Source organism: Pseudomonas sp. GL_103, assembly GCF_057835175.1.
Genome location: NZ_CM174420.1, coordinates 5,575,559 through 5,591,424, shown reverse-complemented (window position 1 = coordinate 5,591,424; position 15,866 = coordinate 5,575,559). Strand labels below are relative to the sequence as shown.

Here is a 15,866-nt window from a genome sequence, read left to right as displayed (position 1 = left end):
GCCCACGCGTTGGGCTTTTTTGGCGCAATCGCCGTCAGCTGCGGCGATCGACGATATACCGGGCCAGATCACGCAACGGCTCGGCCGCCGCGTCAAACGGTCGCAGCGCGTGCAGGGCCTGGTCGCGCAGCTCCAGGGCATAGGCCTTGGCGGCGTCGAGGCCGAGCAGGGCCGGGTAGGTCGGCTTGTCCCGGGCAATGTCGGCGCCCTGGCGTTTGCCGAGGGTTTCGGTATCGCTTTCGACGTCGAGAATGTCGTCCTGCACCTGGAATGCCAGGCCGATGGCTTGTGCATAAGTCTGCAGGGACTTGAGTTCGTCTTTCTCGGCACGGCCGCTGGCCAGGGCACCGAGTTTGACGCTGACCTCGATCAGCGCGCCGGTCTTGTGCCGGTGCATGTACTCCAGGGCTTTCTGGTCAAGCTTCAAACCGACCGAACCGAGGTCGATGGCCTGACCGCCGACCATGCCCGCCGGGCCTGCCGCCAGCGCGAGGGCGCTGACCATTTGCAGATGGATCCCGGCGTCCAAAGTGCTCAGGCGCGGGTCGAGCAGGGCGCTGAAGGCCAGGCTCTGCAAGCCGTCGCCGGCGAGGATCGCGCAGGCTTCATCGAATTTCTTGTGGGTGGTGGGCTGGCCGCGACGCAGGTCGTCATCGTCCATCGCCGGCAAATCGTCATGCACCAGCGAATAGGCGTGGATCAGCTCCACCGCACAGGCTGCGCCGTTGGCTTGCTCGGCCTTGCCGCCCAACGCTTCGCACGCGGCGTAGGCCAACAGTGGACGCACGCGTTTGCCGCCATTCATCACGCTGTAGCGCATGGCTTCATACAGCCGCGCCAGCTCGGGGCTCGGTGCAGTGAACAGGGTTTCCAGGGCTGCATTGACGCGGGCCTGGCTGGTTGCCGAGTACGCTGCAATCATTCTGGCTGATCCGCGTCGAAGGGTTCCTCGGCCAACTCGCCATCACGCTCGAGCAGCACCTGAACCTTTTGCTCGGCCTGGGCCAGCGCCGCCTGGCAATCGCGGGTCAGACCGATGCCTTGCTCGAAAGCGGCCAGCGAGTCCTCCAGCGACAATTCGCCATTCTCCAGACGCTCCACCAGCGTTTGCAGGTCGGCGAGGGACTGTTCGAAATCCAGTGCAGCTTTTTTGCGGGCCATGGCGGCGATTTCCGGTTGACGTTAAACCGGCGCGACACTAGCAGATAGGGGGTTCAGGGGCAAATGAGCGGGGGATTCGAAAGCCTTGGTTGTGAGTGCCACAAAGTTCGTGGCAACCCGACGATACGGATTATTCGGCTCACTTTATGAGCCGAATAACATCGCTATTCGGCTCACCGTCCACCCGTTATCGTGACTCCCACCGCAATTTCGGAGCCATTCGATTGTTAAAAAACACCCGAATGGCTAACCTTCGAGCCCTATACGACCTGGCAGTCACGGGTCTTTCAGACGAAACGCAGTATCGGCATCTGTAACGCGCACAGGATCAGGCGCAAGGTTTCGTCATGCATGGCAGGAGGCGTTGCATGCGTTCATTTCTTTTGCTGCTGATCGGGCTGGTTTTCGCCCCCGTGATTCTGGCTGCGCCCAATGCCGAGTTGTCGGAACCGGTGGGCGGCTGGCGTTACAACGGTCTGCTGGACCGTAGCGAAAACCCACAAGTCGCCTATCCCACGCCGCCGATTGATCGGGGCGTGCAGCGTAATCGCACGATGATCGAAGGCCGACTCAAGGCCCTCGGCACCCAGCGGGGGCCACACACTCTGGCGGTCAACGGCAATCCCTTGAACCTCTACACCGACGATCAAGGGAAATTCGCCCGGCCGTACGCGTTTGGCGCCGGTTCCAACAGCGTCGAGGTGCGTAGCGCCGAAGGCCAGTCCCTCAAGCGTGTTCAATTCTATGAAGCCAACAACCTGCGTACCCCGGCACGGATTCGCGTGGTGCTGGGTTGGGACGATCCGAAAGCCGAACTCGACCTGCATATTGTCACGCCCGATGGCCAGCATGCCTTCTGGGCGCATTCGGCCTTGACCAATGGCGGCGGCCTTGACCCTGACGGCGTCGATGGCCCGGGTCCGGAAATGTTCACCATGACCGCACCGCTGCGTGGCACCTATCTGGTTTACGTGAACTATTGGGGCAACTTCGGCAGCGGCGGCTATAACTTCGATGAGTCCGGCAACCAGAACGAGGTGATTACCTCGCAGATCAACCTGGTGCTCAACGAAAACACCGTCGATGAAAAACGCGAGACGTTCATCGTGCCCCTGCGCGCAATCGGCGACCTGCTGCTGGTCAAGACTTTCAACTACTAAGCATCCCCGCTCCACGGATGAACATCGGGTTTTGTGAACATGAGTGATAGCACTGTTACTCCGGCCGCTGGCGCACCAGCGACCAAACCTTCCCTGCATTGGCCGACGCTGCTGATCGGGATATGCCTGGTCATTGGCGTGGCCGGTGGGCTGGGGTGGTTCATGCACAAGCCCAAGGCCCCGGCGCCTGTGTTGGCCAGTGACAAACTGGGCATGAGCCGGCCGGATGGCCTGCTGGAAACCCATTCCCTGAGCCAGTTGCCCAAGGATCTGCTGGCAGTGCCGTTCCTCAAGGAAACCCTGACCGAAGATTTCGTCTTCTATTACGAAACCCACGCCGACCGCCTGGGGTTGATCGGAAGCTTGCGGCGGATCATCTACGAACATGACCTGAAACTGCAGGACACCTTGATCGAGCAACTGTTCGATCAGCCTGCCGACGTAGCGTTGTGGCGCGGGGCGGATGGGCGGCTCAAGGATTTCCTGTTGGTAATGGATCGCGGCGGGCTGGCCAAGGTGCTGGAGCCGCTGGCCAAAGTGGCGCTGGACGACTCGCAGCTGAGCAAGGTCGCTGACGTGAAGGTCGGTACCGACGACGTAGCGCTCTATCAACTCAGTTACAACGCCAGCAAGGCGCTGCTGTTCGCGTCCCATGGCGACAAACTGGTGGTGCTGTCCAATCCGGCGAAACTCTACGATCCGCAGAGCGGTGTAACGGAGGAACCGGGCAGCGTATCGACCACGGCCATTGCCGCGCTGCTCAATGGTGAAAAACTGTTCCCCGAAGCCTTCGGCCTGCCGCCGCGTGCGCCGGAGGTGAAACAACGTCTGTCGGTGAATGCCAGTGTGCTGGCCATGGGTTACCAGCGTTTCATTCCGAACTTCGCCGGCCTGCGTTTCGACATGGACGACAAGGGCTGGCACAGCTTCCTGGCCATGGATGAACTGGAGAATCAGCCGGACTTCGATTTCAAACCGATCTGGCAAGCCATGCCCATGGGCGCCAGCGCTTGCGTGGCGTTGCCACTGGCTGCCGAACAACAGAAACCGCTGCTGGTGAAGCTCGGTGCCGAAGATAGCGTGGCACAAGCGTTGACCGAACACATGGCCGGCGCGGCGGGCCTGTGCTGGTATGCCGATTCGCGGTTGTACACGCCCTTGCTGGTGGCCAGCCTCAACGATGACGACGGCGGCAAACTTGATGGGGATTTGGGCAAGCTGTTCGGCTCGATGGTCGGCGCCTATGAAAGCAATGTCGCCGAGCACGCATTCCCTGTGGTGGAGAAACAGGAAGGGCAGAGCCATCAGTGGCAGCGGCAAGTCAGTTCCAGTTTCGGTCCGTACAAAGCCAAGGACGCCGAGAGTCCGGAGGCGATCAACGGCAAGGCGTTCATGCGTGTGAGCCTGGCGCGGCATGGTTCGACGCTGCTGTTTTCCCTCGACGACAAGCTTGTGGACAAGGCCCTCGGCACCCTCGATAAACGCTTCCCGCCGATGGCCGACGTGGTGCCCAAAGACCTGCTGATGCCGGTCTATTTCGGCCCGGATTCCATGGCGCAATTGATGCAGCAGGAAACCCTCGACAGCCTGCCCCAGGACATGGAACCGGTGTTCTACAACGCCGCGCAAACCTACCTGATCCCGAAACTGCGCAAGCTCGGCGGCTACGGCAAATACGCCCTGACCTTGCCCGAAGGCAGCGAACCAGACGGCCACTGGCAGTGGTTGCCGCTGGAGTGGAAAGCCCTGTGACGGCATTGATCCGAAGTCTCGGTCTGCTGGCGCTGTTGCTGAGCGCGGGTGCCCGGGCTGTCGAGGCACCATCGCTCGACCCACAGCAATCCCAGGTGTTTCGCGCCTGGTTCGTGCGCATCGCCCAGGAGCAACTGAGCCAGGGCCCGAGCCCCCGCTGGTATCAGCAGGATTGCGCCGGACTGGTGCGCTTCGCCGCTAACGAAGCATTGAAAGTTCATGACGACAAATGGCTGCGCAGCAATGGCCTGTCCAATCGTTACCTGCCGCCGGAACTGCAACTGAGCGATGCCCAGCGCGGTCTTGCCCAGCAATGGCAGCAGGGCGGCGGCAAGGTCGGGCCCTACGTCAATGCGATCAAATTGATCCAGTTCAACAGCCATCTGGTCAGCCGCGATGTGTCTCAAGCACGCCCTGGCGACCTGATGTTTTTCGATCAGGGCGACGACCAGCACCTGATGATCTGGATGGGCCGCTACATCGCCTATCACACCGGCACCAGCACACCCACCGACAACGGCATGCGTTCGGCAAGCCTGCAGCAACTCATGACATGGAAGGACACCCGATGGATACCCGACGCAGCCAACCCCAACTTCATCGGCGTCTATCGACTGAATTTTCTTTCCCAATGACCGGTGCCCGCATGCTGCGTTTTCTGTCTCTGCTGTTGGTATTGGTGCTGCCGTTCTCGGCGGTAAACGCCGAAGACTCGGTCCCGGCCAGCGGCTATGCGCCGGTGGCCGGCGAGAGTTTTTTCCTGCTGGCCGATAGCAGCTTTGCCAGCGATGAACCGGCGATGGTCCGACTCGAAGCGCCGGGCCGCGACTATCGCCGGTTTCGCATGGAGCCCTACGGCGGCGCCGACATTCGGGTGTATCGCATCGACAAGCCGCTGGATTTCCTCAAGCGCCAGAAGAACCTGCATCGAGTGGTCAGCGATGGCCAGTTCAAGGGTGAAGGTCTGTCCAACACCCTCGCTTACCTGTGGGACAACTGGTATCGCAAATCCCGTCGGGTGATGCAGCGGGCGTTTTCCTACGAGTCGCGTAAACAAGTCACCGAGGAAGTGCCGGAACTGAAGATGGGCAACGCGATGGTCGCGCCAACGCCCTACGATGCGCAGCCGCAATTCGCGCTGATACCGGGTTTGCCGGTGGTCAGCCAGTTCCGTTATCCGTTGTGGCAGGCCAAGCCGATCCAGCCACCTGCGGGAGTGAACCTGGCGGGGTCTTCCAGCGAGTTCGTCAGCGTCGCGCCGGGCAACGTGTACATCCCGTTGGGCAATCTCAAACCGGGTCTTTATCTGGTGGAGGCGCTGATCGGCAAGTACCGCGCGACCACCATGGTGTTCGTCTCCAACACCGTGGCGGTGAGCAAGATCGCCGGTGACGAATTGCTGGTGTGGGCCGCGCGCAAACACGAAGGCAGCTCGGTGCCGAAGGTCAATGTGCTGTGGACCGATGGCCTCGGCGTGATGAGCAGCGGCGCCACCGATACTGACGGCTTGCTGCGCTTGAAACACGTCAGCCCCGAGCGTTCGTTCGTGATCGGCGAGGACGAAGAGGGCGGGGTGTTCGTCTCCGAGAATTTCTACTACGACAGCGAAATCTACGACACCAAACTCTATGCCTTCACCGACCGGCCGCTGTATCGGCCGGGGGATTGGGTGTCGCTGAAAATCGTCGGGCGGGAGTTCAAGAACGCGCGGGACTCGGTGCAGCCAAGCGCGGCCGATGTCAATGTGACTGTGCTGGATGCGACCGGCACGGCGCTGCAATCCCTCGATCTGAAGCTCGATTCCAAGGCTGGCACCCAGGGCCGATTCCAGTTGCCGGACAACGCCGTGGCCGGTGGATATGAACTGCGTTTCAACTACAAGGATCAGGCCTACAGCAGCGCCTTTCGCGTCGCTGAATACATCAAGCCGCACTTCGAGATTTCGCTCAATCTGGCCAAGCAGGATTACCGTACTGGCGAGCCGGTCAAGGGCAACCTGGTGCTGCTGTACCCGGACGGCAAGCCGGTGGCCAATGCGAAATTGAGCCTGAGCCTGCGCGCCCAACAGCTGTCGATGGTCGACAACGAACTGCAATACCTCGGGCAATTTCCGGTGGAACTGACCAGCACCGAATTGACCACCGACGCCAAGGGCAACGCGTCCCTCGATTTGCCGGCAGCGGACAAACCGAGTCGCTACATGCTCACGGTGTTTGCCAGTGACGGTGCGGCATATCGGGTCAAGACCACCAAGGAAGTCCTCATCGACCGTGGCGCGGCGAATTTCCGCTTGAGCGCGCCTCAACGCTTCAGCGCGGTGGGTGACAAGGTTGGCTTCAGCTATGCCCGCGAAGGCGAGCAGGCCGATGCCGTTACGCCGGGCAGCTACGGCTGGGTGCGCCTGGAAGACCAGAGCACCGGTGAAGGCAAACTCGCGGCAACCGACAAGGGGTTCACCCTGGCCTTTGACCGGCCGGGCACCTACAACCTGACGCTCAAGGATGATCATGGCCAGGTGGTCGGTGCAACCGGTCATTCGGTTACCGGCGAAGGTGTCAAAGCCGTACCCGGCACTGTGGAAATCGTCCTCGACAAGCCCGAGTACATCGCAGGCGATGAAGCGCTGGCGCTGATCACTTTCCCCGAGCCAGTGAGCGATGCGCTGCTATCTCTGGAGCGCGACAAGGTCGAAGCCACTGCGTTACTTTCCAAAGGCGGCGACTGGCTGAAGATGGAAAAACTCAGCGATACCCAGTACCGCGCGCGCATCCCGGTGAAGGACGGTTTCGCGCCGAACCTGACCTTCTCGGTGCTGTACACCAAGGGCGGCCAATACAGTTTCCAGAACGCCGGCATCAAGGTGGTAACGCCACAGATCGACGTGGCCATCGCCACCGATAAAGAAACCTACCAGCCGGGCGAAACCGTCTCGGTGGACCTGACCACCCAGTTCGCCGGCAAAGCGATTCCGGCGCACCTGACGGTCAGCGTGGTCGATGAAATGGTCTACGCCCTGCAACCGGAAGTGGCGCCGAGCATCGACCAGTTCTTCTATCACCCACGGCGCAACAACGTACGCACCAGTGCCAGTTTGTCGTTCATCAGTTATGACGTCGCCTTGCCGGGCAGCCCCGGTGCACCGGGCAAAGCCAATCGCAGTGAGCGCGGCGTGAAGGTGCTGGAGCGACCGCGTCGCGAGGACGTCGACACGGCGGCGTGGCAACCTGAATTGCTGACCGATGCCAACGGCAAAACCCGCTTCACCTTCAAGATGCCTGACTCCCTGACCCGTTGGAGCATCACCGCCAGGGCCATTGCCGATGGCGGTCAGGTCGGGCAGAAGAAGCAATTCGTGCGCTCGGAAAAACCGCTGTACCTGAAGTGGAGCGGGCCGACTCGATTCCGCGCTGGCGACAAACCGGACCTTGGTGTGTTCGCATTCAGCCAGGCCGAGAAGCCGGTCAAGGCCGAACTGGTGACCCGTTTCGCCGGCAACGAACAGCGCGTGGCTGTGACCCTCAACAGCGGCATCAACTACATCCCGTTGCCGGCTTTTGAACTGGCCAATGGCGAGTGGAGTGCCGAGCTGGTGCAGGATGGCAAAGCCGCTGACGCCCTGGCGGTGCGCCTGAGCGCGACCGGTGAAGGCTGGCAGGTGACTCAAACCCAGAGCCTTGATGTGGGTGAGGGCGATACGCCGCTGACGTTGCCGACAGACGCCAGTGATATCCGCCTGCGTCTGGACGACAGTCCGCAAGCGTTGTTCCGTTCTGCCCTCGACGATCTCTTGAGCTACCCCTACGGTGGCGTCGAGCAGACCGCCAGCCGCCTGCTGCCGTTGAGCATCGCTTACCCGACGCTGGCGGCGAATCCGCAGATCCGTGATCGCCTGCGCCTGATCATGCAAAACAGTCGCCTGCGCCTGGTGCAAATGGCCGGCCCTTCGGCGTGTTTCACCTGGTGGGGCATGGATGGAGAGCCGGATGCCTTCCTCACCGCCTACGCCTATTACGCCGACTGGCACGCCAGCCAGGTGCTGGAACTGAGCCTGCCGCCGGAGCATTGGCAGCGGGTGCTGGAGGTCTACGCCAAGCAGGCGAAGAACACGCCGCTGTTGCAGCGGGCGCTGATCCTGTCGTTCGCCAAACAGATGCAGTTGCCGGTCAACACTTTGCTCAGTGGCTTGATGGACGACCTGGCGAAAGCGGGCGAGGGCACCGCCGCGAATCTGATGGAAGACGGTGAAGACAGCCTCGTCATGAGCGATCCGGATTCGGCGTTGGGGCTGGCTGCCGCGCGAGTGATTACGGCATCGCTGGCCAGGCAAGCGAAGGTCGCTTTGCCGGACGCGTTCAATCGGCAACTGGCCGATGCGCAGCAACGTCTGGCGGTCAGTTCCCAACCATTTGCCGAAGCGCTGAACCTGTCGCTGCAACCCTTCGATCAGGCTCACGCCCAGGCCTTGCTGCAACGTTTGCTACCGCAGCAATCGACCCTGGAACGTGCATTGGCGCTCACCTGGCTGCAACGCAGCATCGAGCAGGCATCGCCCACCATTGCATTGGCGCCGGGTGAAGGCTGGAAGAAACAGTACGGGGTTTCTGGTGAGATGTATTGGACGTGGCAGGGGGCTGCGCCAGTGCCGACGCTATTGACGCTAACCGGCGCGCAAGAGCGTCCGCTGCGCGCTGCATTGAGCTACCGCAGCCAGCAGCCGGCGGTCGATCCAATGGCCGTGACCATCACCCGTCGCCTGTCGCGACTGGTGCCGGGGGATGAAGCCTTCACTTTCAAACTTGAAGCGGTCGGCAACGCGCCGCTGTCCAGCGACAACCTCTATCTCGATGAAGTGATCGTCACCAGCAAAGCCGCCAGACCGTTGCGTTACGGCATGCTGGAAGTGCCGCTGCCACCGGGCGCCGATGTCGAGCGCACCACCTGGGGCATCAAGCTCATGGGCAAGGCCGGCACCGAACCGACGGCGCTGGAGAAGGCGCGATTCGAACCGGGGCAAATGGCTTACGCCGTTCCGGTGGATGCCTTGAGTGGCGAGTTGCGCCTGCGGCATTTGGTGCGTTTCTCGCAGAAGGGGCAGTTCAACTTGCCGCCGGTGCGTTTCACTCAGGTGTATGCGCCGCAGCATCAGGCGCTTGAACAAAAGGCAGCCCTTGGCCAGGTCACGGTCCGCTGACGTGCGCAGGCGGCTGATAGGTGGGTTGCTGTGTTTGATCCCTGTGCTGGCAACGGCGCAGGACGAACCTTTGCGCCTGGCCTTCAAGGGCGATTTGTTGTCGCTCGGCCGAACGCAGGTGATCACCCGTGAGCCGTTGCCGCAGGACTTGCAGACGCCACTGGGCAGTGTGTGGAAGTTGTTCGTCTACGCCTGGCTGGTGGACACCGGTGCGCGCGAGCCGGCTTATGAATGTCGCGGCCAGTCGAAAGAAGAGGTTTATTGCTGCACGGCGGGCGGCAGGGTCGAGCGTGATCAGGCGCTGGTGAAGTCATGCGGTCTGTATTTCGAACCCGCGCGGTTGGGCATCAGCGATGCCGATTGGCGAGCCTATTGGCAGACGCGGCAGGCGCCACAATGGTTGCTGGATTTGCCTTCGATGCAACCGGCTACCCGGGTTTCGGTGGCGGAACTGTTGAAGGTGTTGGCCGTGCTGCCGGCGCAGGATCAAGCCCGGCGTGTGTTGCTCGATGTGGTGATCAATGCCGCTGATGGCCATGTCGTCGGTGAACTCGGTAGCCGTCTGCGGGTGAAGACCTGGAGCTGGCTGGCGGATCAGGACGCAACATCGCGACAGGGCGGGTTTGCCGGTTGGACGGTGGACGGTACACCTGTCTGGGCCGGCGGGCGCGGCACCAGTCAGCGGGTTCTTCGAGATTACGCACAGGCACTCTCTACGGTGATTCCCGTTTCATGGCCTGCGGATGCAGGACAGTGCGTGGAGGTCGACCTGTTCTCCCGCTATCCACTTCGGCGCGTGCTGGCAGGGGACACCGCGGTGACTTCCGGGGCATTGCAGGGTGACTACCGCGTTGAATTCGCCAACGGCAATACGCTGGATATCCACAGCGACGGCGAACTGTTTCTGCTGAACCACAAGCTCGTGGCTCGTCTGGATCGCGAAGAGTACGTCGCCCGTGTTCTCCAGCGCGAAGCCAGCGCCGAACCGGTCGAGGCCGCCAAAGCCCTGGCCGTGGCCATCCGCACCTACCTGCTGCAAAACGCCACGCGCAGCGGTGATTGCCTGAGCATCGACGACAGCAGCAGCCGTCAGCGGGTCGCACCGCGTCCGGCGTCGTCCGAGTCACGCGACATCGCCGCGTGGACCCGCGACCTGGTGCTGGCCGGCAGCACCGTCACCTACCATTCCGATCAGCCCGGCCCGGACAAACTGTCCTGGCAGCAAGCCGTCGAACAGGCCCGTGCCGGCCAGCGCTACGACGCCATCCTGCTGCACGCCTACCCACGCGCCAGTCTCAGTCGCTGGGACAACCCGGTCGCGTCCTGCGAAGCGTTGCCCGCCGCACAAGAATGGCTGCAGAAGCAACGGCGCGGCTGGCGCCAAAAACTCGAAAGCGAAACCGGCTACAACGAAGTCAGCACCTTCGCCGTATGCCGCCTGGCCTTCGGTCGCCCCTATGTCGACCGCGAACGGCAGCGTATCTACGTGCGTGGCGCGCAGACACTGCAAGACCGCCTCGACCTGACCCACGAATACCTGCACCTGGCCTTCGAAGCGCACCCCAATGGCCAGGATGAAACCTACATCGAAGGGCTCGCCCGTCACCTCTTGCTGGAATAGTCCATGAAACTCCGTTATCCACAGGTCTTGCTGTTTCTCTGCTCGCTGGTGGCGTTGCCATCGGTGATGGCGGCGGACAGCGTCAAACTCGACACCCCCGCAGGCGGTTGGCGCAACGGCGCTCCTGAGGGCGAAGGGGAAAACTTCCGGCAGACCGTCAACTACCCGGCCTCGTCGGTGAATACCCCGGCAGGGCAGGCCAACACCGCTCGCATCAGCGGGCAAATCAAAGCCACAGCCAAACCCACAGAGCCCGGCCGGCTGATCGTCAACGGGGTGAGCATGCCACTGAAAATCGACCCGGCCGGCCGTTTCGATCGCCCGTTCTCATTCCCCAACGGCAGCAACAGCGTCGAGGTTCGCAGCCCTGATGGCAAACAACGTCAGCGCACGCAATTTCTCAACAGCAGCGGCGGTGCGACCCCGGCCAAATTGCGCGTATTGCTGGCGTGGGACAGCGACGGCACCGACCTCGACCTGCACCTGATCACCCCCGACGGCGCGCACATCTGGTACGGCGACCGCGTCGCCCCCAACGGCGCCGCGCTCGACGTCGACGTTACCACCGGCTACGGCCCGGAAATCTTCGCCATGCCCGCGCCGATCAAGGGGCAATATCTGGTGTATGTGAACTACTTCGGCGGCGGCTACAGCAGTGAAGAAGAGGGGCAGGAAGACGCGGTACAGGCGCTGACCACGGCGCAGGTGACGGTGATTACCGAGGAGGGCACGCCGAGCGAGAAGATGGAAACCTTCCTGGTGCCGATGCGTGCGGTGGGGGAGTTGACGTTGGTGAAGTCGTTCAGCTATCCGTGAGGTTGAGGTACAACATGCGCAGGGTTTGCACACGGTTTCGCCCGTGATCCTTGGCGCCATACAGGGCTTCATCCGCCTGTGAAAGCAGGCTCGAAAGCTCGTACCCCGACTCGCCGGTGGTGACGACGCCGATACTGACACTGAGCATCCCCGGCTCCAGCAACGACAGCCGGGAAAACGCCTGGCGGATGCGTTCAGCCACCTGAACCGCCTCCTGCTCATCCGCCCCTTTGAGCAGGCAGGCAAACTCTTCTCCCCCGATACGACCGAACACATCGTGATTGCGCAGGTTGCCCGTCAGAATCCGGCTGAACGCGATCAGCGCCTGATCCCCCATCGGATGGCCAAAGCTATCGTTCAGGCGCTTGAAGTGATCCAGGTCGCACAGCAACAACGCAACGGGTTCTGCCCGGCGCTTGCAGTGGGTCAGCAATTGTTCTCCGTGGGACATGAAGGCGCGACGGTTGCCGATCCCGGTCAGCGGATCACAGAACGCGGCAGCCTTGAACTTAAGCTCCGCGCGCTCCTTGACCATGGCCAGCGTCACATAAGCGATCCCGATGACATACAGCATGGATTCGAACAGCATGAAGGAAAAAAAACGTACGCCATCGCCGATGCCTGACAGGGCTTGATCCAGAGGCAGGCTCTTATCGATCACGCTGCGAACGATATAGAAAGCCGTGTGCAGCAGCGTCAGAACCAGCGCCGGCATGTACGCGACTTCAAGCTTTTTCCGGCTGCGCCAGAACTCCGATGCCGTCAGCACGCCATAACCGGCCGCCAGCAGTGAATACACCACGACTCGCACGGGCATGGCGTCATAGAACGCCGGGATAAGGCACAGGATCAGCCAGATGCCGGCGCCCGCGAAAATTCCCGGCAGCGAAGGCTCGCGCCCGACAAATACGCGCATGGCGGTCCAGTTCATCGCCGCGCTCAGCAATAGGGCCATGTTGCCGAGAACCAGCGGGATAACATCGACCCCACGCCCCCGCCAACTGACCAGCACCACGCCAAGGGCAGCGAGAAACATCATTGCACCCAGATAAGCCAGAGGCCGCTCACGGGTTTCACGCCACCAGGCATGACAGGTCAACAAACCCATCAGAAAGAAAACGAAGACCGAGACTACCAGCAGGGTCGGGATGTGCAGATCCATTGCGAAGGTTCCCGTTGAGCTTGAAAGCGAAGTCCGACCGGCAGAGCTTCTTCCGGGGTAAGGGTAACGGTCTTTGGACGGGGTGGATTTAGCATCGGCCAATTTGGCTTGGCAAGTGTTCTCTGGGCGGGATGGAGGGTTATTAGCGTTGTTTCGTACTCAGTCCGGACTGAGGGGCTCTACCCGGCCTAATTTGTTTCCTGTGCGTCAATTTTTCGAAGCGTACAGGCATGACGTAAAAGTCTCAGCACTGCTGCGACAAATTCAGTAATTGGCGAATCACTTTCTTTCAGGCATTAAAAAGCCGGCTTGTGGCCGGCTTCTCGGGGACTGGCTTGGATCATTTTTGGTAAACCGCGCCAGCCTTCAAAACGTACACCCGGATCTTGCGTCCGGCTGTGGGACCTGGTGAGAAAGTCATCTGTCAGGCCAGTGCATCTGAGCCGCAGGGCGGTTCGATGCGCAAATGTGGGGCGCAGCATACGCAGGTTTGATGGAAATTCCCAGCGGGAAGTGCCGGGCAGAGCCGTTTGGCCACCCGGGTGGGCGGCCTATGGGTGTGCTGGAGCGCTTAAAGAAAGGGCACCGTCGGCCGTCGTTTGTTCAGGGTCGACCACCAGAACACCCACCCCAGTACCCTGATGTTCTGTTCTTCGATTTGTGCGGCCCTGAAGATTTCATCCGGGTATTCGGCGCGGTTGTGGCTGCGCAGTCGCAGGGAGTTGCCCGGTAGTCGGTGCAGGTACTTGATGCGTAGCATGCCGTCATGTTCGATGGCGTAGATCTCGCCATCGATAATCTGGGTCAGGCCACGGTCAATCGCCAGGGTCGAACCGTCTTCAATTTTCTCTCCCATACTGTTACCGCTCATGAAGACACAGATGGCGTCGGCGTGGTTGATTTCCAGGGAATCAAGGTGGCTGCGGGGCAGGCGGATGGATTGCCCGGGGTCTTCTATGACGTGTGTCTCGTTGGAGCCCGGGGCGATGACAGCCTCTTTGTACAAAGGCAGTTCGACGTCGACAGGCTCGATGACCGTATAGACACCGCGGATGGTCTGGGCATCGAAGGTGTTGCCGGATTCGTCGAGCAGGCGCAGGTGTTGGGCATCTTTCGAGCCTTCGCCGGTTTTCAGCCAGTCGCTGCTGACGGAGAGTTTTCTGGCGACTTCTTCCATGCAATGGGCGGGCACACCGCGGGTGTACCAGTTATGGACATTTTGCGGAGCCGTATCCAGGAATTCGGCAAATCCGGTGGTCGTGATGTTCGCTGCTTCGAGGAGCGCTTTAAAGCGTGGGCCGCTAGTGTTCTTTTTCATGAACGTGAGTCTACTGGCGGCTAACAAGGGTTTGAATAAACGCCTCGTTCAAATTTTGCGGGTAATTTACGACCGGATGTAAGACGTTCTTGGGGAATTTTAAACAAGCAAAAACCATCGGAAGGCCTGTTTAAACGGAGTGTTTGGCGTGCTTATCAAGCGCCCACAAAAAACCCCGGATCTCCCGGGGTTTTTCTTGCCGCTTGCAGCTAAAAGCCTGCAGCCGGGCTTAGCCTTTGTAGGCAGCAACCGACTTGGTGATCGCTTCGCGGGCGGCGTCTGCGCCGGCCCAGCCTTCGATCTTCACCCATTTGCCTTTTTCGAGATCTTTGTAGTTCGCGAAGAAGTGCTCGATCTGCTGGATCAGCAGCGCTGGCAGGTCGGTGTATTCCTTCACGTCCACGTACAGCTGGGACAGCTTGTCGTGTGGGACTGCGATGACTTTGGCATCGCCGCCGCCGTCGTCGGTCATGTTCAGGATGCCGACCGGACGGGCGCGGATTACCGAACCTGGAGCAACCGGGTAAGGGGTTACGACCAGTACGTCGAGGGGATCACCGTCGTCAGCCAGGGTGTTCGGGATGTAACCGTAGTTGGCCGGGTAGAACATTGGGGTGGCCATGAAACGGTCAACGAACAGGCAATCGCTGTCTTTGTCGATTTCGTATTTGATCGGCGCGTGGTTGGCCGGAATCTCGATCGCGACGTAGATGTCGTTCGGCAGGTCTTTGCCAGCCGGAATCTTGCTGTAGCTCATTGGGCGTTGCCCCCGTTAGTTGACCAAAAACACTTGGCCGGATTGACCAAAAAGTGGCGGCGATTATAGGCATATTCCTGTGTCGACGCCATGGACCAGAAGTCGTATGGCGCTTACTGGTGTGCCTGATAGACAGGGTCATGCGCCTGAAGTTGCTTCAACCTCGCCAACGGGTCCTGGCGATAGAACAGCTTCAATTGCTGGTACACCTGTGGATAAGCCTCGTATAGCAAATCCGGGGCGCTGAAGAAGTATTCGCTGGTGACGGCAAAGAACTCGGCAGGGTTCTCGGCGGCATACGGGTCGATGGCGGTTTCGGCGTCGGGATTGCGTTCCAGTTGCCGGTCGAGGTCGTCGTAGGCCTCTTGCATGACGCTGGCCCAGTCGCTGACGCGCATGTCGGGATGCAACGGTGGCAGGCCGTTGGCGACGCCGTTGAGCATGTCGAGTTTGTGTGCCAGTTCGTGGATCACCAGGTTGTAGCCTTCCCAGCCCCCGCTGGCCATTACGCCGGGCCAGGCGAGGATGATCGGGCCTTGCTGCCAGGCTTCACCGCTGTGCTCACCGTCCCATTCGTGCTCGACGCCGCTGGCATCGCGATGGCGCTGGGGGCTGAGGAAGTCGTCGGGGTAGAGGATGATTTCGTGGAAGCCCTGATACCAGTTCAGGTCGCCGAGGTGCAGCAGCGGCAATTGCGCCTGGGCGGCGAGCAGCAAGCGTTGTTCCTGATGCAGTTCGACACCGGGCAGGGCGCTCAGGTGCTTGTCTTCGAGGAACAGCACACAGGCTTCGCGCAGCCATTGGTCTTCGGCGGCGCTGATGCCATCGAGAAAACTCAGGTGATGGCGCACCCGTTGCCACATGTCATCGGCAATCGGGTGCTTTGCCAGGGTGCGCCGGCGACGCCAGGCGCTCAGGGACCACATCG

Annotated in this window: 12 protein-coding genes; 6 read left to right on the top strand and 6 right to left on the bottom strand. The window is 61.1% G+C overall.

All coding sequences use genetic code 11. The features are described from left to right. Positions 1-34 precede the first annotated feature (34 nt). A complete protein-coding gene (locus tag AC3IP0_RS25190; protein ID WP_489317381.1) occupies positions 35-922 on the bottom strand; it encodes a polyprenyl synthetase family protein in 888 nt (295 codons plus the stop codon). Continuing rightward, positions 919-1,161 (bottom strand): exodeoxyribonuclease VII small subunit, encoded by a 243-nt coding sequence (locus AC3IP0_RS25185; protein ID WP_007970180.1) that lies wholly within the window; start codon positions 1,159-1,161, stop codon positions 919-921. The genes AC3IP0_RS25190 and AC3IP0_RS25185 overlap by 4 nt, the downstream gene beginning before the upstream one ends. 368 nt (positions 1,162-1,529) lie before the next feature. Here AC3IP0_RS25185 and AC3IP0_RS25180 point away from each other — a divergent pair, with 368 nt between their 5' ends. From AC3IP0_RS25180 to AC3IP0_RS25155, 6 genes are read left to right on the top strand one after another with little or no spacing between them, the layout of a single operon-like run. Next, positions 1,530-2,321, top strand: coding sequence for a YfaP family protein (locus AC3IP0_RS25180; RefSeq protein ID WP_489326160.1), 792 nt, complete (start codon positions 1,530-1,532; stop codon positions 2,319-2,321). Positions 2,322-2,360: 39 nt separating this feature from the next. Beyond that, complete coding sequence (locus tag AC3IP0_RS25175; RefSeq protein WP_489326158.1) at positions 2,361-4,073, top strand: DUF2138 domain-containing protein; 1,713 nt, start codon at positions 2,361-2,363, stop codon at positions 4,071-4,073. Further along, the gene (locus AC3IP0_RS25170) at positions 4,070-4,708 is read left to right on the top strand and encodes a DUF1175 domain-containing protein (protein ID WP_057713137.1); all 639 of its coding nucleotides are present in this window, start codon (positions 4,070-4,072) and stop codon (positions 4,706-4,708) included. The genes AC3IP0_RS25175 and AC3IP0_RS25170 overlap by 4 nt, the downstream gene beginning before the upstream one ends. Continuing rightward, the gene (locus AC3IP0_RS25165) at positions 4,705-9,264 is read left to right on the top strand and encodes an alpha-2-macroglobulin family protein (RefSeq protein ID WP_489326157.1); all 4,560 of its coding nucleotides are present in this window, start codon (positions 4,705-4,707) and stop codon (positions 9,262-9,264) included. The genes AC3IP0_RS25170 and AC3IP0_RS25165 overlap by 4 nt, the downstream gene beginning before the upstream one ends. A 1-nt stretch (position 9,265) precedes the next feature. Next, complete coding sequence (locus AC3IP0_RS25160; protein ID WP_489326156.1) at positions 9,266-10,885, top strand: DUF2300 domain-containing protein; 1,620 nt, start codon at positions 9,266-9,268, stop codon at positions 10,883-10,885. A 3-nt stretch (positions 10,886-10,888) separates the two neighbouring features. Continuing rightward, positions 10,889-11,701 (top strand): YfaP family protein, encoded by an 813-nt coding sequence (locus AC3IP0_RS25155; protein WP_489317375.1) that lies wholly within the window; start codon positions 10,889-10,891, stop codon positions 11,699-11,701. On the opposite strand, the gene AC3IP0_RS25150 is transcribed toward AC3IP0_RS25155, so the two are convergent. The 4 genes from AC3IP0_RS25150 to AC3IP0_RS25135 all read right to left on the bottom strand — a co-directional run bounded on the left by AC3IP0_RS25150 (position 11,688) and on the right by AC3IP0_RS25135 (position 15,864). Further along, the gene (locus AC3IP0_RS25150) at positions 11,688-12,863 is read right to left on the bottom strand and encodes a GGDEF domain-containing protein (protein WP_489326154.1); all 1,176 of its coding nucleotides are present in this window, start codon (positions 12,861-12,863) and stop codon (positions 11,688-11,690) included. The genes AC3IP0_RS25155 and AC3IP0_RS25150 overlap by 14 nt on opposite strands. A 571-nt stretch (positions 12,864-13,434) precedes the next feature. Beyond that, positions 13,435-14,181 (bottom strand): LexA family transcriptional regulator, encoded by a 747-nt coding sequence (locus tag AC3IP0_RS25145; protein ID WP_489317373.1) that lies wholly within the window; start codon positions 14,179-14,181, stop codon positions 13,435-13,437. 229 nt (positions 14,182-14,410) lie between these two features. Further along, a complete protein-coding gene (ppa, locus tag AC3IP0_RS25140) occupies positions 14,411-14,938 on the bottom strand; it encodes an inorganic diphosphatase (protein ID WP_007990564.1) in 528 nt (175 codons plus the stop codon). Between the two features lie 113 nt (positions 14,939-15,051). Then, positions 15,052-15,864 (bottom strand): M90 family metallopeptidase, encoded by an 813-nt coding sequence (locus tag AC3IP0_RS25135; RefSeq protein ID WP_489326153.1) that lies wholly within the window; start codon positions 15,862-15,864, stop codon positions 15,052-15,054. Positions 15,865-15,866: the final 2 nt, after the last annotated feature.